Source organism: Paracidovorax sp. MALMAid1276 (assembly GCF_049198005.1).
Classification (GTDB): Bacteria; Pseudomonadota; Gammaproteobacteria; order Burkholderiales; family Burkholderiaceae_C; genus Acidovorax.
In genome coordinates this window covers 1-17,509 of sequence record NZ_JBMIRS010000038.1, presented here as the reverse complement: position 1 = coordinate 17,509, position 17,509 = coordinate 1, and the positions used below count along the sequence as shown (strand labels likewise).

13 protein-coding genes are annotated in these 17,509 nt (G+C 69.3%); 9 read left to right on the top strand and 4 right to left on the bottom strand.

All coding sequences use genetic code 11. From position 1 onward, the window contains the following. Positions 1 to 16: 16 nt before the first annotated feature. Positions 17 to 1,753 carry a hypothetical protein gene (locus tag ACOQFS_RS01965; RefSeq protein ID WP_421561309.1) on the bottom strand — a complete coding sequence of 579 codons (1,737 nt, stop codon included), beginning with the start codon at positions 1,751 to 1,753 and terminating at the stop codon, positions 17 to 19. 216 nt (positions 1,754 to 1,969) lie between these two features. On the opposite strand from ACOQFS_RS01965, the gene ACOQFS_RS01960 reads away from it, so the two are divergent. The 5 genes from ACOQFS_RS01960 to ACOQFS_RS01940 all read left to right on the top strand — a co-directional run bounded on the left by ACOQFS_RS01960 (position 1,970) and on the right by ACOQFS_RS01940 (position 8,666). Then, the gene (locus tag ACOQFS_RS01960) at positions 1,970 to 3,541 is read left to right on the top strand and encodes an EAL domain-containing protein (RefSeq protein WP_421561308.1); all 1,572 of its coding nucleotides are present in this window, start codon (positions 1,970 to 1,972) and stop codon (positions 3,539 to 3,541) included. A gap of 155 nt (positions 3,542 to 3,696) precedes the next feature. Beyond that, positions 3,697 to 4,599, top strand: a complete 903-nt coding sequence (locus ACOQFS_RS01955) for a hypothetical protein (protein WP_421561307.1) — start codon at positions 3,697 to 3,699, stop codon at positions 4,597 to 4,599. Between the two features lie 18 nt (positions 4,600 to 4,617). Then, entirely contained in the window at positions 4,618 to 5,073 is a 456-nt protein-coding gene (locus ACOQFS_RS01950) for a hypothetical protein (protein ID WP_421561306.1), read from the top strand. A 168-nt stretch (positions 5,074 to 5,241) separates the two neighbouring features. Next, the gene (locus tag ACOQFS_RS01945) at positions 5,242 to 6,477 is read left to right on the top strand and encodes a hypothetical protein (RefSeq protein WP_421561305.1); all 1,236 of its coding nucleotides are present in this window, start codon (positions 5,242 to 5,244) and stop codon (positions 6,475 to 6,477) included. Beyond that, a complete protein-coding gene (locus ACOQFS_RS01940) occupies positions 6,462 to 8,666 on the top strand; it encodes an AAA family ATPase (protein WP_421561304.1) in 2,205 nt (734 codons plus the stop codon). Before ACOQFS_RS01945 ends, ACOQFS_RS01940 begins: the two co-directional genes overlap by 16 nt. Before the next feature lie 80 nt (positions 8,667 to 8,746). Here ACOQFS_RS01940 and ACOQFS_RS01935 read toward each other — a convergent pair whose 3' ends face one another. Together ACOQFS_RS01935 and ACOQFS_RS01930 are read right to left on the bottom strand one after the other, a co-directional pair. Further along, positions 8,747 to 9,748 (bottom strand): NAD(P)-dependent alcohol dehydrogenase, encoded by a 1,002-nt coding sequence (locus ACOQFS_RS01935; protein ID WP_421561303.1) that lies wholly within the window; start codon positions 9,746 to 9,748, stop codon positions 8,747 to 8,749. Between the two features lie 136 nt (positions 9,749 to 9,884). Continuing rightward, positions 9,885 to 10,781, bottom strand: coding sequence for a LysR family transcriptional regulator (locus tag ACOQFS_RS01930; protein WP_421561302.1), 897 nt, complete (start codon positions 10,779 to 10,781; stop codon positions 9,885 to 9,887). Between the two features lie 106 nt (positions 10,782 to 10,887). Here ACOQFS_RS01930 and ACOQFS_RS01925 point away from each other — a divergent pair, with 106 nt between their 5' ends. From ACOQFS_RS01925 to ACOQFS_RS01910, 4 genes are all read left to right on the top strand, one after another. Then, positions 10,888 to 12,243: an acyclic terpene utilization AtuA family protein gene (locus ACOQFS_RS01925; RefSeq protein ID WP_421561301.1), complete on the top strand. Its 1,356-nt coding sequence runs from the start codon at positions 10,888 to 10,890 to the stop codon at positions 12,241 to 12,243. A 14-nt stretch (positions 12,244 to 12,257) separates the two neighbouring features. Further along, positions 12,258 to 12,638 carry an AtuA-related protein gene (locus tag ACOQFS_RS01920; protein ID WP_421561300.1) on the top strand — a complete coding sequence of 127 codons (381 nt, stop codon included), beginning with the start codon at positions 12,258 to 12,260 and terminating at the stop codon, positions 12,636 to 12,638. A 43-nt stretch (positions 12,639 to 12,681) separates the two neighbouring features. After that, positions 12,682 to 13,674 (top strand): Bug family tripartite tricarboxylate transporter substrate binding protein, encoded by a 993-nt coding sequence (locus ACOQFS_RS01915; RefSeq protein WP_421561299.1) that lies wholly within the window; start codon positions 12,682 to 12,684, stop codon positions 13,672 to 13,674. A gap of 161 nt (positions 13,675 to 13,835) precedes the next feature. Continuing rightward, positions 13,836 to 15,959, top strand: coding sequence for an alpha/beta hydrolase domain-containing protein (locus tag ACOQFS_RS01910; protein WP_421561298.1), 2,124 nt, complete (start codon positions 13,836 to 13,838; stop codon positions 15,957 to 15,959). Between the two features lie 264 nt (positions 15,960 to 16,223). Here the strand turns inward: ACOQFS_RS01910 and ACOQFS_RS01905 are convergent, their stop codons facing one another. Then, positions 16,224 to 17,390 (bottom strand): zinc-binding dehydrogenase, encoded by a 1,167-nt coding sequence (locus tag ACOQFS_RS01905; protein WP_421561297.1) that lies wholly within the window; start codon positions 17,388 to 17,390, stop codon positions 16,224 to 16,226. Positions 17,391 to 17,509: the final 119 nt, after the last annotated feature.

Sequence of the window (17,509 nt, the reverse complement as noted above, 5' to 3'; positions counted from 1 at the left end):
GATCGTAAACACGTTCTTAGACGCCAAACACCTTCAGCACCGAGTCCAGCACCCCCTCCAGCCCGCGCCGCGCTCGCCCGCCGCGCAGGTGGGTGTGGGGCATTTCCGCATACACGTAGCAGCCCTGCAGCGCGCCGCCGTCCGCGTCGGTGCCGGCCGCAAAGTGGTCGTTGAACAGGCCCTGCTTGCCCAGCAGATAGGCCCCAAACGTGTCGCTGCGCCGCGTGGTGTAGGCCAGGTTGGGCGTGAAGCCGATGGTGGCGGCCTGCTGAATGCTGCGGCCCCCCTGGGCCTGCTCCACCCGCACACCCCGGCTGCCTTGCACGATGAGCTGTGCAGGGCCGTGAAACGCCAGGTAGCGCAGCTGCAGCGTGAGCCACGCATGCAGGCTGGCCAGGCGCCAGTGCGAGGTGATGCGCACCGGCGCGCCCCGGTGCTGCAGCACGCCCACCAGGTTGTGCGGCTGCATCACCAGGGCGGTGCCTTCGGGCAGGTCCAGCACGGCCACTTCGCTGTGCGGGTCTTGCGTGGCCGACACCACATGCTGCGCGGTGGCAGGCGTGCGCACCCGGGTCAGCGCCACCAGGCCGGCGGCCAGGCTGGTGAACGCGTATTCCCGGCTGAACAGCCAGCAGGTGTCCTTGTCGCCCTGCACGGCGGTGCTCTGCAGGAACTCGGGGTGCACCAGCAGCTCCTGGTCGGCCTGCAAGGCCACCACGCACGACACGCCCGAGCCGCCCGGCGCCAGCGCCACCGTGCCCCCGCTGCCCGGCAGCAGCTGGACGGGCGCGCAGCGCTGGGCCAGGGGCGCCACCACGAAGTACAGCAGGGCCTTGATGCCGATCGGCGCCAGCACGATGCCCAGCAGGATCCACAGCGCCACGGGCAGCACCTGCTGCACCGGCGCGGCCATGCGGTTCATCCAGTGCTGGCCGCGTTCGGCCAGCAGCTGCGTCTGGCGCGCCAGCAGCGGGGCGGCCAGGGCATGCAGCGGGGCGATGAGCGGCTCGAACGCGCCCAGCGGCGCGGGCGCGGGGGGCGTTGCCGCCAGCCGGGCCTGCTGCGCGGCATGGTCGGCCGCCGCGCGCTGGTTGGCGGCCAGCAGGGCGGCCTGCTGCTGGCGCAGCGCTTCGCAGGCCCTGCGCTCGGGGGAATCCAGCGGCACCCGGCACTGGATGGGGTGGGCCTGCAGCAGCGCCTGGCGCTCGGCCTGCACGGCCTGCCACTGCGCATACAGGCGCTGGTGGGCCTGGCGCAGGCGCTCCAGCTCGGCGCGCTGGTGCTCGGCGCTCTGGGTGGCCTGCAGGCGCCAGCGCAGCTCCTGCACATAGGTGCGCTCCTGTTGCAGCAGCGCAATGTCCACGTCCAGCCGCAGGCCCTTCAGGTGCGCCTGCACAAAGGGCGTGCCGGGCTGGCCCAGGGTGCCCAGGCTGGCCAGGCCGCCCAGGCTGGCGCGCTCCTGTTGCCGTGTTTGCAGGCGCGTGTCCAGGGCCTGCAGGCGTTCGGTCAGCACCGCCAGGGGGGCCTGCGCCAGCTGCGCGGTGCGCTGGCGGCTGGCGGCAGCCTCGGTTGCAATGTGCTGCGACACCGTGGCCTGCGCGGCCTGCAGCTCTGCGCCTTCGGCCTGCAATGCCTGCCACGCGCGCCACTGCGCCCAGCCCCACTGCGCCAGCAGCAGCACGGCGCAGATCAGCACGAACGACAGAAAGTGCCGCAGCACGTAGCGGCCAAGCGCCGCAGCCAGGGCGATCACGGGGTGTTGTCTCCCGGGGGCACCGCGCCCCCCGGGGCAACTTACCACGCGCGCCCGCGGTGTGGGCATGCCCGCCGCAAGAATTTGCGCGCCGCGCTTGCGCATTGTTCGGGGGGCATGCGCGTGGCATAGTCGGCGCTCGGCGGCTGCCTGGCCGTGGTGATCCCGCCGTCATGCGCCATGGCGGCGGCGAATACAAGAATGCAGAGGGGACCTATGCGGCGCGTTCAGATTCGGATTGCCGTTTTGTATGGTGTGGGGCTGGTGGCCGTGTTGCTGCCCGTGATTGCGGCGGTGCTGCTGGCCGAATACCGCAGTTTCGAGCAGCAAAAGCTGCGCGCAGGCCGGCTGGCCGCAGAGATTCTCTACCGTGCGCACCGGGTCACCGACCAGCTCAGCGGCGCAATGAACGACCTGAGCGCCGCCACCAGCCCGGCCCCCTGCTCCGACGAGAACCTGGACCGCATGCGCAAGCTGGTGCTCAAGTCCAACCTGCTCATCGACGTGGGGTATATCGCCGACGGCGAGATGGTGTGCTCGTCGTTTGGCCGCAACCGTTACCGCGTGGGGCCGCCCACCTACCGGGGCAGTGCGGGCTACGACGTTCGCACGCAGGTGGAGCACCCGCTGCTGCCGGGGTCGCGGCTGGTGATCTCCACCGATCCGCGCACGGGGTTTTCGGCCCTGGTGCACGAAGGCTCCGTGCTCGATGTCGCCCCTTCCGAGCACCGCCTGGCCTATGGCGTGCGCAGCGCGCGCAGCAGGCAGGCGCTTTTTCAGCACGGCACTTTCGATCCGGCATGGCATGCCAGCATCGGCAACGCGCTGGAATCCACCTTCTTCGACGGCAACCGGGTGGTGGCCTGGAGCCGATCCGACCGCTATGACTTTGCGGCCTATGTGGCCATCCCCCGCAGCGAGATCGACCACGAGTGGTGGCGTGCCATGCTGGTGATGGTGCCCGTGGGCATGGTTGCGGGGCTGGTGCTGGCGCTGGTGGTGGTGCAGCTGGTGCGGCTGCAGCGCACGCTGTCGACCGCGCTGCGCGACGCGCTCCGGAACGATGAACTCTTTCTGGTGTACCAGCCCATTGTCGATCTGGCGTCCGGGCGCTGGGTGGGGGCCGAGGCCCTGCTGCGCTGGCGCAATGCCCGCGGGGTGATGGTCAGCCCCGATGTGTTCATCCCCGAGGCGGAACGCAGCCAGCTGATCGGCCGCGTGACCGAGCGCGTGGTGCAGCTGGTGGTGCAGGACGCCGCCGAGCTGCTGCGCGCGCGCCCTGATTTCCACATCGCCATCAACCTGTCGGCGCAGGATTTCAGCAATGCGGACCTGCCCGACCGGCTGCGCGGTGCCTGCGCGCAGATGCGGGTGCACCCGCGGTGCCTGCACATCGAGGCCACGGAGCGCGTGTTTCTGGATGTGGATCAGGCCCGCAAGACGGTGGCGGCCCTGCGGGCGCAGGGGCATGTCGTGTCGATTGACGATTTCGGCACCGGCTATTCCAGCCTGTCTTACCTCACCGAGTTCGAACTGGACCGCCTCAAGATCGACAAGTGCTTTGTGAGCACCATCGGCACGCAGGCCGTCACCCGCAACGTGATCGTCCACATCATCGAGATGGCGAAGTCGCTGCATCTGCAGATGATTGCCGAGGGCGTGGAAACCGAAGCGCAGGCTGCCTACCTGCGGGAGCACGGCGTGCAGCATGCCCAGGGCTGGCTCTTTGCCAAGGCCATGGACATGCGCCAGCTGGTGCGCGCGCTCGACGACATGGCGCAGGGCTGACCCGGCTCTTGGGCGGTGGACACCCTGTCAACCGCGCCACCCGCGGCATGGACAGGTTGGCGGGGGCGCCCGGCGCGGTGCATGGCCACAATCAGCCGCATTGCATTGTCTTGATTCACATACAGCCGCTCGCGGCTGCAACCACGCTCTCAGCCATGTCCCAGAACACGCACACCCTCCAGCTTTTCTTCGACGACCCGATCAAGCTCAAGCTGGCACAGCTCGTGTACCAGTACCGGGTTGCCGACAACACCGAACAGGCCGAGCGCTGGGCCGACAAGCTGGGCGCGCCGGGCCTGGATGCTCTGTGGGATGCCGAGTGGTTCAACCCGTCGGTGTCGGCAGAGCCGACGCACCTGGTGCTGCAGTTCGACACCGGCACCAGCGGCGAATTGCCGCTTCTGGCCATCGAGACCCTGTTTGGCTGCGGCCTGCGCGCGGCCGTGCTCGAAGTGTTCTACGACCAGGTGGGCGAAACCGAGCGCATGCACTTCGACCTGGGCCGCTGGGTGTCGCGCAAGGACTTCATGGACGCCCACCCCGAGTGGCGCGCCGTGGTCGAGCCCGTGCAGCAGCCCGGGGATGATGAGGGCAATGAGGAGGGCGAAGGCGACGACCGCTATGCCTGCTCCAAAGACCCCGCCAAGCCCTTGGCCGTGGGCAAGCTGCGCCAGCAGGAGGACAAGCGCCAGCGCGAGGCGCGTGAGGCGGCCGAGGCCTTTGTGGACATGGCGCGCGCCATGGGAAAAACCGGCAAGTCGCCCGTGCAGGGCCTGATCGCGGTGCTGCTGCTGCGCGCCGGGTTCAAGGGCCTGGTGCATGCCGTGATCTTCACCGTGGTCACGGTGTTGCTGTTCAAGGGTTTCTGGCTGTGGATGGGCCTGGGGCTGGTGCTGGCCATCGCGCTGCCGCTGTACTACATCGTGACCGAATACAAGGAGCTGCGCGGCGATGACGATGACGACAACGCGGACGGGGAGGGCGGTGGCGGTGATGGAGACGGGGATGCTGGCGAGGCTGCCGGACAGGGCCCCGCCACGGTGATGGCGGCCCGCTGACCAACGAAAGACAACGACATGCTGACGCAAATCGAATGGTGGGGCGGGGTGATCCTGGTGCTGGGGGCGTTGACCTACCGCATGGTCATGGGCGCGCTGGACAAACCCGCAAAGGGCATCCCCTGGTACCGGCTCCTGATGCACGTGTTCTTTCTGGCACCGGCCACGCTGCTGGCGGGCTACTTCTATCCGCTCACGCAGCCCGCGCTCCAATACGGCTACCTGGCGCTGCTGGCCGTGGCGCTGCTGGTGGTGGCCGTGATGCTGGTGCAGGAGATGACGGGCGATGCGGGGGAGGACGATGACCAGCGCGGTGCCAAGGACGGCACCAAAGACAGCACCAAGGCCGCCGAGGACGACGAGCCCGGCTGGCTGATGACGGTGGTGGGCGCCACGGTGTTCTACAGCCCGGTGCTCACGGCCTGTGGCCTGGCCTGCGCCAAGGCTTGGCCCATGGTGCAGCCGCTGCTGTAAAGGTTCTAAGAACGTGTTGACGATCTCCCGGCGATCCCCTGCGAGATCGTAAACACGTTCTAAGGCCCGGCGGCGAAGACAATCGCTGCCAGCCTCCTTCCGTCTTGCGTCCATTGCGGGGCCTGTCCCTCGCTGCTCGTCCTTGATCTCGCCCCCGTTTGCATCTCCATGGCCACTGACTCCTTTGCCGACCTGCTGTCGATCTACATGCGCCGCATCCGCGCCAGCGCCTCGGGCGTGGCCACCGAAATCGGCCTGAGCCGCGAGGCGGTGAACAACTGGCGCAACGGCATCTCGGTGCCCAACCCCCGCTCGCGCGACAAGCTGGTGGCCTGCACGCGCTATCTGCGCCTGACCGAGAGCGAGGCCAACCGCCTGCTGAACGCGGCAGGGTTTGCGCCCGAGTTTCCGCTGCAGGCGGAAACCACCGGCGCGCAGCCCTTTGCCGCTTTTCAGGACAAGCTGTTTGCCCAGCTGGCGCAGGCCATGCCGTACCCCATCGCGCTGCTGCTGTCGCCGGCGCACTGGGGGCAACCGCCATTTCGCAACGAACTGCTGCAGCGCGCACGTGCGCAATATGGCGAAGGCTCGGTGCTGCACATCCAGCCGCCGTTCAGCGTGAGCGCCGTGCCCGCCGAATACTTCGCCGCCATCGGCCGCCAGTGCGGCCTGGGCGATGTGGCGTCGGACTATGAATTCGAGCATGCGCTGGAGCGCCGCCTGCTGGCGGGCGAGCGCATCTTCTGCCTGGTCAGCCGCTTCGAGCAGGGCACGCCCGCACTGCGCGAAACCCTGGCCGGCATTCTGCGCAGCCTGAGCGAGATGCACAGCGGCCGCCTCCACCTGCTGCTGTGCGGCGGCGAGGCGCTGGCCGACCTCAAGTACCGCAGCGGCGACCTCTCGCTGCTCAACATCGCGCAGGTGCACCACTGGCCTGACCCCGGGCTTGCCGACCTGATGCAGCTGGCGCACCTGCGCTGGCCCGACACGGCCTGGACCGAACCCGTCGTGGCCGCACTGCAAACCCTGAGCGGTGGCCACCCCGCCCTGTTCGAGGAAGGGCTGCAGTGGCTGGTCGACCACCCGGTGGCAAGCAGCGATCTGACCGAAGGGCAGGCGGCCTGGACGGCGCTGCGCACCCACTTGGCCAGCAGCCCGCGCCTGTGGCAAACCTTCTTGCCGCTGGCCCAGCCCCCCGCCAGCCGCGCGCGCCTGCAACAGCTGCTGCAGGCCGACGAGCTGGGCCACGCCCGGCCCTATCTGCAAGACGACGAGCTGCGCCGCCTGTTCTGGGGCAATCTCATCCACGTGCGGGGCACGGGCGAAGCTGCGCGGCTGCACTGGCGCTGCGCCACCATCCGTGATGCGGGCTTCATGGTGCTGGATTCATGCTTGGCGGACTGAAGCCCCTGCTGTCCAAACCCGTGGTGCGCGCCGTGGTGATCGCGCTGGTCACGCTGTTCGTGGCCAGCGCCGTGTTCACGCCGCAGCACAACCCGGCCACGCGCGGCAGGTTCCTGGCGAGCATGAACGTGGGGCCGGTGTGGGGCGAACTGGTGCAGTGGCGCGTGGCGATGATGCAGGCGCACAACGAGCTGGGCCACTGGCCCAAGAACATTGGCGCCTACGCCCCCCCGGTGGCCAAGCCGCAGTTGCGCGTCACGTCCCCGCGCCCCTATGTGCTGCAAGCCGACATCGCCCAGAACCCCGAGCTGGGCAAGCTGGCAGGCACCCAGGTGGTGGTGCAGCTGAAACCCGGCACCACCACCTGGTCCTGCCGCCCCGGCACGCCGCCCATTCCCATGGGCTACCTGCCCATCAATTGCCTGGAAGGCAGCACGGACGATTTCGAGCGGCCCACGCCCGCGCCCGATGCCGACCCGTTCGGCTGGCTGCGGTCGCTGATCGTGTGGTGCGCCGCCATCTTTGCCGTGGGCGCGGTGGTGTGGGTGGTGCGCCACCCGCTCATCGGGGCGGGCCAGCTGCGGCCCGCGCGCCTGCGCCGCACGCCGCTGGCGCGGCTGCCGCAGATCGACCGCTTGCTGCGCTGGCTGCGGCGGCTGGAGCCCACGCTGCTGGCGGCCGACATCCGCATGGTGGACTGGCGCCGTGCCGTGGCCTGCGCCCAGGCCACGGGCAGCGAGCGGGCCCCCGCGCTGGCCCGTGCCCTGGCCGAGCGCGTGTCGGCCCGCTGCCAGCCCAGCACCGACTGGGCGCTGCCCGGCCAGGTGTTCGAGTGGCAGTTTCCGCCCGACCTGCCCGTGTCGCTGGACCGCTGCCTGGTGTTCGTGCCCGCGCCGGGCATTGACGAGGCCACCGTGCTGCGCCAGCTGCGTGCCGCGCAGACCGGCAGCGACGTGCTGCTGGTGCTGAGCGCGCACAGCGTGGACACGCCCTGGCCCCTGCTGCAGGCCCATGCCCAAGACCGCGCCAACCTGCACGTGGCGGTGGACAGCGCCACCCAGACCGAATGGCTGATCGGCGGCGAAGCGCTGCAGGTGCTGCTGCGCCAGCTGGCCGCGCAGCTGCGCATCACCCGCATCTCGCCCTACCAGACGCGCGGCGGCGTGACGCGCGAAGGTGCGTTCTTCGGCCGCGCGCAGCTGCTGGCCCGCGTCATCAACCGCGAGCCCGCCAACTACCTGGTGGTGGGCGGGCGCCAGCTGGGCAAGAGCAGCCTGCTCAAGGCCGTGCAGCGCCGCATGCAGGGCCACCCGCACACCGTGTGCCACTACGTGTCGCTGCGCGACCACCGGCTGGCGCCACGCATGGCGCTGCAGTTTGGCCTGGCGGCCGACACGCCGCTCGAAGCCATCGTGGACCACCTGCAGGCGCAGTACCAGGGCAAGCGCCTGGTGCTGCTCATCGACGAGGCCGACCAGTTCTTCCGCGCCGAATCGGCCAGCGGCTACGCGCAGCTGTCCGCCCTGCGCGCGCTCAGCGAAGAGGGCCGCTGCTGGTTCATGCTGGCGGGGTTCTGGGATCTGTATGCCACGGCCGTGCTCGACTACCAGAGCCCCCTGCGCAATTTTGGCGAGGTGCTGGCCATCGGCGGCCTGGAGCGCGCCGCCTGCCGCGAGCTGGCCACCGAGCCGCTGCGCCGCCTGCGCCTGGGTTTTGACAACGAGCGCCTGGTGGACCGCCTCATCGACGCCAGCGGCCAGCGCGCCAACCTGGTCGCCATCCTGTGCCAGGAATGCCTCGAAGCCCTGGCCCCCGGCGAGCGCGTGATCGAAAAACGCCACCTGGACCAGGCCCTGGCCTCGCAGGCCGTGCAGGACGCGCTGGCCGGCTGGGGGCGCCTGAGCCACGACGAAGCCGCCTGCCGCATCGACCGCATCGTGGTCTACCACACGGCCCAGACGGGGCACAGCAGCCTGGCGGCCCTGGTGCAGCGGCTGCAGGGCCACGGCATCACGGCCGACGCGCAGGCGCTGCGCCAGTCGCTGGCGCGCCTGCAGCTGGCCTACGTGCTGCGCAAGCACGAGGGCGGTGAATACCGCTTTGCCATTCCGCTGCTGCAAGACCAGTTCGAGCCCAGCGAGGTGGAGCTGCTGCTGCACCAGGAACTGGCCGTGGCTGCGCGGGCGTGAAGGGGTGGAGGGTGAAAATATGGATAAAAATGCCCTTCAGCGCTTGCTGTATATGGTTTTATAGCTATCAAATTTAATATTCACGCACCTGGCGCCAGCAGCACCACCGCACCGCGCTTGCGGCCTGTTTCCACATATGCGTGCGCTGCGGGCAGGTCGCCAAACGGGTAGGCGCAGTCCAGCACGGGCCGCAGCACGCCGCTCTCGGCCAGGTCCATCAGCGCCTGCAGGTCGTGGGGCCGCTCGGCCGCCGGGCCGCCGATGCTGCGGCGTGTGCCGCGCGGCCGGGCCAGCACCTGGGTCAGGCTGCCTGCAATGCACAGGTAGCGGCCGTGTTCGTGCAGGCAGGGCAGGCAGGCGTCGAACCGGCTTGCGCCCACCGTGTCGGCAATCACGTCCCAGCGTTCACCGGTGCGGGTGAAGTCCTGCTGCGTGTAGTCGATCACCGCCTGCGCGCCCAGCCAGCCTGCCAGTGCCGCGTTGGCACCGCTGCACACGGCCGTCACGCGCGCGCCGCGCAGCGCCGCCAGCTGCACCATGGCGCTGCCCACCGCGCCCGACGCGCCCAGCACCAGCACCGATTCGCCCGCCTGCACCTGCGCGCGATTCAAAAAGTCGAGCGCCGCCATGCCGCCAAACGGCAGGCTGGCCGCCTCGGCAAACGACAGGCGGCCAGGCTTGCGAACCAGCGGCCGCGTGGCGGGCAGCACGCAGAACTCGGCATGGCAGCCCATGGCCATGCCGGCCACGCCCACCACCGCGTCGCCCGGGGCCCATCCGGTCACGCGCCGGCCCACGGCTTCCACGACGCCCGCCACGTCCGTGCCCAGCACAGGGCGGCGCGGCCGCGTCAGCCCCAGGGCCAGCCGCCCCAACAGCCCAAAGCCGCGCGGCAGCTTGTGCGCGCGAATGCGCATGTCGGCCGACGACACGCTGGCCGCGTGCATGCGCACCAGCACCCCGCCAGGCCCCGGGGCGGGGTGCGGCAGGTCGCGCAATTGCAGCACGCCAGGGCCGCCGTAGGCCGTGCAGGCCCAGGCGCGCATGGAGGGAGGGGAGGGGGTGGAGGGGTGAGGGGGCATGGCAGGGCAGAAGGGTGGAGGGGCACCGCGCAGGCATAGCGCAGGCACGACGCAGGCGAACCTCGCAGCCTAGAAGCCGATGCCCCGCGCGGGCAACCCGCCCGAGGCAGGGTGGACGTGCCGGGTAGCCTGCGCATTACTGCGGCCGCTGCGCCCTCACCAGGGCATACAGCGCCTGCGCGGCCACCGAAAGGCTCTCATCCCGCCGCCGCACCAGATAGATCTGCCGCGTCAGTCCCGGCAGAGCCAGTGGCCGCGTGACCAGCCCGGGCTGGTCAAAGTGGAACAGCGTGAGCGCGGGCACCACGCTGATGCCCAGGCCCGCGCGCACCATGCCCATCACGGTGGCCAGCTGCTCCACCTCCATCAGCGTGTGCATGGCCTGCGGGTGCAGGGCGGCCTCCAGGTACTGCCGCACGCTGCTGGTGCGCGCCAGGTGGATGAAGGGCCACGCGGCCAGGTCCTGCGCGGTGATGGCCTTGCGGCGGCGCGCCAGGGGGTGGTCGGCCGGGCACACCAGATGGAAGTCGTCGCTGCAGAACGGCTCTGCCTGCAGCGCGGGCGTGTCGGCGCGGATGGCGGCCAGGGCAAAGTCGGCATGGCCGCTGGCCACGCGGTCGATGCAGGGCTCGGACAGCACATCGGCAATGTCGATCTCGATGCCCGGGTGCGCCGTGCGGTATTGCGCCAGCACCCCCGGCAGCCAGCCCGCCGCCAGCGACGGCAGCAGCGCCACGGCCACACGCCCGCGCTGCAGTGTGGCGGCGCTGCGCACCGCAGCCAGGGCGCTGGTGATCTCGGTGCGGATGCGGCGGGCCGATTCGAGAAAGTTTTGCCCCTCGGGCGTCAGGTCCACATGCCGCGTGCTGCGGTCGAACAGGCGCAGGCCCAGGCCGTCCTCCAGCGCGCGGATGAGGGCGCTGAACGCGGGCTGCGACAAATGGCACAGCGTGGCGGCGCGCGTGAAGTTGCGCTGCTCGGCCAGCGCGATGAAGGCGTCGAGCTGGCGGCTGGAGAGGTGGGGGGCGCTCATGCGAGGTGGTCTGGATTCATCTGCGTTTCAGATGGATTGATCGTAACAATCGATTTCACAGAATACATCCATGTTTCTACATTCACGGTCAGGAGACAACGGATTGATGCCGAACGACCAAACAACCAAGCTGCTGGTGGGCTGCGCCGCCGGTTTCTCGGGCGACCGCACCGACGCGGCCCTGCCCGTGGTGCAGGCGCTCATCGCCAGCGGCCAGCCCGCGGTGCTCATCTTCGAGACCCTGGCCGAGCGCACGCTGGCCCTGGCCCAGCTGGCGCGCCGCACCGACCCCGATGCTGGTTATGAACCCCTGCTGGTAGACCTGCTGCGCCCCGTGCTGGCACAGTGCCTGGCGCACGGTGTGCGCATCGTCAGCAACTTTGGCGCCGCCAACCCGCACGGCGCCGCGCGCCGCATCCACGCCCTGGCGGCCGAGCTGGGCCTGGCCCGCCCCCGCATTGCCGTGCTGCAGGGCGACGACCTGAGCGGCCCCGAACACCGCGCGCTGCTGCAAAGCGCGCTGGGCGCCGCCATGCCCACCGAACCCATCGTCAGCGCCAACGCCTACATCGGCGCAGAGGCCATTGCCGACGCGCTGCGCGCAGGCGCCGACATCGTGGTCTGCGGCCGGGTGGCCGACCCATCGCTGGTGCTGGGCCCGGCGCTGGCCCACTACGGCTGGGCGCTGGATGACTGGGACCGCCTGGCCCGCGCCACCATGGCCGGGCATTTGCTGGAATGCGGCGCACAGGTCACGGGCGGCTACTTTGCCGACCCAGGCTACAAGGACGTGCCGGACCTTGCGCACCTTGGTTACCCCATGGCCGAGATCGACGCCGACGGCCACTGCACCATCACCAAGCCCCCGGGCACGGGCGGCTGTATCACCGAACGCACGGTGAAGGAGCAGCTGCTGTACGAGTTGCACGACCCGGCCGCCTACCTCACGCCCGACGTGGTGGCCGACATCACCACCGCCCGCGTGACCACGGTGGGCGCCGACGCGGTGCGGCTGGAAGGCGTGTGCGGCCACGCGCGGCCCGCCACGCTCAAGGTCAACGTGTGTTTTGAATCGGGCTGGTTTGCCGAGGGCGAAATCTCGTATGCCGGCCCGCGCGCCGAAGCCCGCGCCCGCCTGGCGGGTGAGGTGCTGCGCGAACGATTGAGCGGCCTGGGCCCGCTGCGCATCGACCTGATCGGCGTGACCAGCATCTTTGGCGATGACGCCAGCCAATGGCTGGACGCGCCTGCCGGCGACGCACGCGACGTGCGCCTGCGCGTGGCCGCGCAACACCGCGACCACGCCAGCGCCCAGCGCCTGCTGCGCGAGGTGACCGCGCTCTACACCTGCGGCCCCGCCGGCGGCGGCGGCGTGCGCACCGCCATGCGCCCGCGCCTGGGCACCGTGTCGTGCCTGGTGCCGCGCGATGCGGTGGCCGTGCGTTTCGAGATGGCCGATTGAGGAGCACACCCGCCATGACAACCGCCCCAACCCTCACCGTCCCTCTGTACTGCCTGGCCCATAGCCGCACCGGCGACAAAGGCAACCGCTCCAACATCAGCGTCATCGCCTGGCACCCCGCGCTGTGGGGTGTGCTGGTCGACCAGGTCACCGAAGCCGCCGTGGCGCGGCAGTTTGCCCAGCGCCGCCCGCGCCAGGTCACGCGCTACCTGCTGCCCCAGCTGCAGGCCATGAACCTCGTGCTGGACGATGTGCTCGACGGCGGCGTGAACGACGCGCTCAACCTCGACAGCCATGGCAAGGCACTCAGCTACCTGCTGCTCGATATGCCCGTCAACGTGCCGGCGCACCTGGCGCCGCACCTGGCGCCGCACCTTGGCGGCCCTGCCGCATAGCCCCCGTTTTTCTTTCCCATCCATACCAACACAAGGAGACAACATGACCCATTCATCCCCTCGCCGCGCTCTGCTCGCCACCGCCGCCGTACTGGCGCTGGGCACAATGCACGCCCCCGCTGCGTTGGCCCAGGCGGCTGCTGCCTACCCCGCCAAGGCCATCACCTTCGTCGTGCCGTTTGCGGCCGGCAGCGCCACCGACCAGCTGGCCCGCGCGCTGGGCCAGTCCGTCACCAACGACACCAAACAGCCCGTGGTGGTGGACAACAAGGCGGGCGCCAGCGGCATGATCGCCGCGTCCGCCGTGGCCAAGTCGGCGGCCGATGGCTACACGGTGCTCATCACCACCAACACCACGCACGCCGCCAACGAGCACCTGTACAAGAAGCTCTCGTACGACCCGGTGAAGGACTTCGCCCCCGTCACCGGCCTGGGCAAGGGTGGGCAGGTGCTGGTGGTCAACACCAACGCCCCCTACAAGAGCGTGGGCGAGCTGCTGGCCTTTGCCAAGAAGAACCCCGGCAAGCTCAGCTTCGGCAGTGGCAGCTCGTCAAGCCGCATGGCGGGCGAAATGCTCAAGCAACTGGCGGCCGTGGACATCTTGCACGTGCCCTACAAGAGCAACCCCCTGGCCATCACCGACCTGCTGGGCGGGCAGATCGATTTGATGATCACCGACACCTCCACCGGCGTGCCCCAGGTCAAGGCGGGCAAGCTGCGTGCGCTGGGCTACTCCACGCAAAAGCGCAGCGCGCAATTGCCCGAGGTGCCCACGCTGGACGAGGCGGGCGTGAAGGGCTACGACATGGGCTACTGGTTTGCGGCCTACGTGCCTGCGGGCACGCCCGCGCCGGTGGTGGCGCGCCTGAACGAGCTGCTGGGCAATGCCACCAAGAGCGCAGCGGCCAAGTCGTTCTTCGACAACGCGGGCTCTGAAGCCTGGACCACCTCGCCCGATGAACTGGCCAAGTTCCAGGCCGCCGAAACCCAGAAGTGGGGCAAGGTGATCAAGGCCGCGGGTATCGAGGCCGAATAAGCACCCGGCCCGCGCGCCGGGCCTGTTCCCCCTGTTTCGCCAACGTCATCACTTGCCTTTACGGCAGGGGTGGGCGAAGCCATGCCTGCGTGCGCGCTGGCAGGCACCCGTGCGCCTGCCAGCGCACACCTCGTACACAAAAATCAAACACGGAGACACACATGATTTCATTGAGCAAGAACGTTCGCCCCTGGGTACTGACTGCCGCCGCTGCCGCCACGCTGGCCGCTTGCGGCGGCAGCGGCAGCAGCAACGACGGCCCTGCCTTCAAGCTGGCGATCACCGCCACCGAGGCTTTCCCGGGCACTTTCGGGGACGTGGGCGAGTACGAGCGCGTCACCGGAACGCTGAGCGGCGAGGTGGACCCCAAGGACCCCAAGAATGCCGTCATCCAGGACCTGGCGCTTGCGCCCACCAATGCCAGGGGCATGGTCGACTACAAGGCCGACTTCGTGATGCTCAAGCCCAAGAACATGGCCAAGGCCAGCGGTGTGCTGCGCTACGACGCGCCGAACCGGGGCAACATCCTCACCATGGTCAACCCCACGGCCACGCCCAGCGACGCGGTGTACCTGGAGCGCGGCTACGTGATGCTGTACTCGGCGTGGCAGGGCGATGTGCCCAAGAGCACGGCGGCGCGCCTCACCGTCAGCGTGCCCGTGGCCAAGAACAAGGACGGCAGCAGCATCACCGGCCCGTACAAGACCGAGCTGGTGCCTTCAGTGGCCAGCGCCGCCATGTCGCTGCCTGGCGGCGTGTTCAATGGCAGCATGATTCCCTACGAACCCGCGAGCCTGGACAACACCCAGCCCGGATACTCGCTCACCCGCCGCCGCAACGAAACGGATGCGCGTGAAGGCATTCCCGCTGCGGACTGGAAATTTGCTACCTGCGACGCCACCGGCGCCAATGCCTTCCCCGGCACGGCCAGCGCCACCAGTGTGTGCCTCAAAGGCGGGTTCGACCCGGCCTACCTTTATGAACTGGTCTATGTGGCCAAGGACCCCAAGGTCATGGGCGTGGGCCTGGCTGCGCTGCGTGACACGGTGAGTTTCTTCCGCAGCAAGGCGGCGGATTCCACGGGCACACCCAACCCGCTGGCCGGGCGCATCACACACACGCTGGGGCAGGGTACGTCGCAGTCGGGCAATGCGATGAAGACCTTTCTGCACCTGGGCTTCAACCAGTCGCTGGATGGCGGCAAGGTGTTCGACGGGATGTTCGCCCACGTGGCGGCGCGCCAGACGCACATCAACACCCGCTTTGCCGTACCTGGTGGTGGCGGCGGCCTGCGCACTGACCACACTGCCTTCGGCCAGACGGCGCCGCGCGGCCTGGACAAGGACTATATGGACGAGGTGAGCGGGCGCCAGGGCGGGGTGATGAAGCGCTGCGCCGCCACCAACACCTGCCCCAAGTTCTTCCTGGGCCTGTCGGGCACCGAGTTCTGGCAGCTGCAGGGCTCGCCCGTGCTGACCGACGCCAACGGCACCAAGGACCTGGTGCAGCCCGAGAATGCGCGGGTGTACTACTACGCCAGCACGCAGCACGGCGGGGCGGGTGGCACCGCCAGCATTGGCTATGCGCCTACCCGCGCCACCTACCCCACGGGCACGGTGGTGCACTTCACCGACACCTTCCGCGCGCTGTTCCTGAACCTGGAAGACTGGGTGGTGCGCGGCACGCTGCCGCCGGCCAATGCGGTGCCCAAGGTGGCTGACGGCACGCTGGTGCGGCCCGAGGCAATGGCCTTCCCGGTGATGAAGGGCCTGACCTGGGCCGTGAGCGGCGTACAGACGGCGATCCCGGAGTTCAACTACCGGGGGCTGTACAACAACTTCCCGCTGTTTGACTTTGGCCCGCAGTACATCCCGCAGGACGAATCCGGCATCGCCACCATCCTGCCGCCCATCAACCTGAACCGCGACTACGCCATCATGGTGCCGCAGGTCGATGCCTCCACCGGCCTCACCAGCGCCGGCATCCGCAGCGTGGAGGCCCGTGCGCCCCTGGGCACCAGCATCGAGTTCAACTACGTGGCCACGCCCGGCATCACCGACCTGGCCAACCTCACGGGCGCCTTCATCCCCTTCCACAAGACGCGCGCGGCGCGGCTGGCGGCGGGCGATGCACGGCCGTCGCTGGAGGAGTTGTATGGCACGCAGGACGGCTACGTTGCTGCGGTGACGCAGGCCGCCAACGACCTGGTGGCCCAGCGCCTGCTGCTGCAGCGCGATGCGGACCTGCAGATTGCGCGTGCCAAGGCGGCGAACATACTGCCCTGACGTGCGCGAGGCTCCGACAGGCTCATCCCGAACGGTGTTGGGTGATCGAAGATGGGTTCATCAAAACCCGTTCACGCTGAGCTTGTCGAAGCGCGGCGCGAGGCTTCGACAGGCTCAGCCCGAGCGGTGTTGGGTGATCGAAGGTGGGTTCACCAAAACCCGTTCACGCTGAGCTTGTCGAAGCGCGGTGCGGGGCTTCGACAAGCTCAGCTCGAACGGTTGGTATGGCTGAACGCGAGTCCGTAGGAAGACGCCCGCGCAGCCTCACTCCATCGACGGATCAATCAGCACCTTGGCCCCCGTGTTACGCGGGCCATAAAAGGCAATCGCTTCCGCACTCAACGCCCCCGCCAGCGACACCGTGCGCGCGTAGTGGCTGGCAAAGGTGGTCTTCAGCTCGGCGGCCACACGCGCGCGCAGCGCCTGGGTGGCCTCGTCGCCCATCTTTTGCAAGAACGGAAACAGCAGCCACCCGCCCATGCCCCAGGCCATGCCAAAGGTGCGGTGCACTTCGGTAGGGCGCGTGTCCAGGTGGCCGTACAGATACACCTGCTTGTGCACGGCCGATCCGTAGCGGCTGTATTCCGTGGCCTTGCGGTTGATGGCGGCCTCCATGCACTGCAGGATCTGCCCGGCCAGCGTGCCGCCGCCCGTGGCGTCGAATGCGATGGTGGCGCCGGTGGCGGCCAGTGCGTCGGTCAGGTCGGCCATGAAGGTGGGCGCACTGCTGTCGCACACATACTGCGCGCCCAGCTCGCGCAACAGCGCTGTCTGCTCGGGCTTGCGCACGATGTTGACCAGAGCGATGCCATCCTTCTGGCACACCTTGTTCAGCATCTGCCCCAGGTTGCTGGCCGCAGCGGTGTGCACCAGCGCGGTGTGGCCCTCGCGCTTCATGGTCTCCACCATGCCCAGCGCCGTGAGCGGGTTCACAAAACACGATGCGCCCTCGGCCGCCGTGGTGCCCGGCGGCAGCGGCAGGCACTGCGACGCAGGCATGGCGCGGTATTGCGAATACATGCCACCGCCAATCACGGCCACCGTGCGGCCCAGCAGCGCCTGCGCGGCGGGCGATGCACCCGCCGCCACCACCAGGCCCGCGCCTTCGTTGCCCACCGGCATGCTCTGGCCCAGACGTGCGGCCATGCCCGGCATGGCGCGCTCGGGGATGCGGGCCGTGGCCACCGGCCGGTCGGCCGTGCCGCTGACCTGCACGGTGGACAAATCGGCCGGGCCCAGCAGCAGGCCGATGTCCGACGGGTTGATGGGCGTGGCCTGCACCCGGATCAACACCTCATCAGGCCCCGGCGTGGGCACGGGCGTGGGCTCCAGGCTGATCTGCAGCGTGCCGTCGGGCTGGACGAGGGAGCGCAGCTGCAGGGCGGTGGTGGGGATGGTGGTGGGGATGGTGGTGGGGGTGTTCGGGGTCATGATGAGGAGGGCGTGGAGAAAGGACGGCTCATTATTTCTTGGTTGGCGCGGCGCTGCCGCGTGGATCCATCCGCTTGGGAGCGCGTTGAGCCGCTGCGCGAGGCTTCGACAGGCTCAGC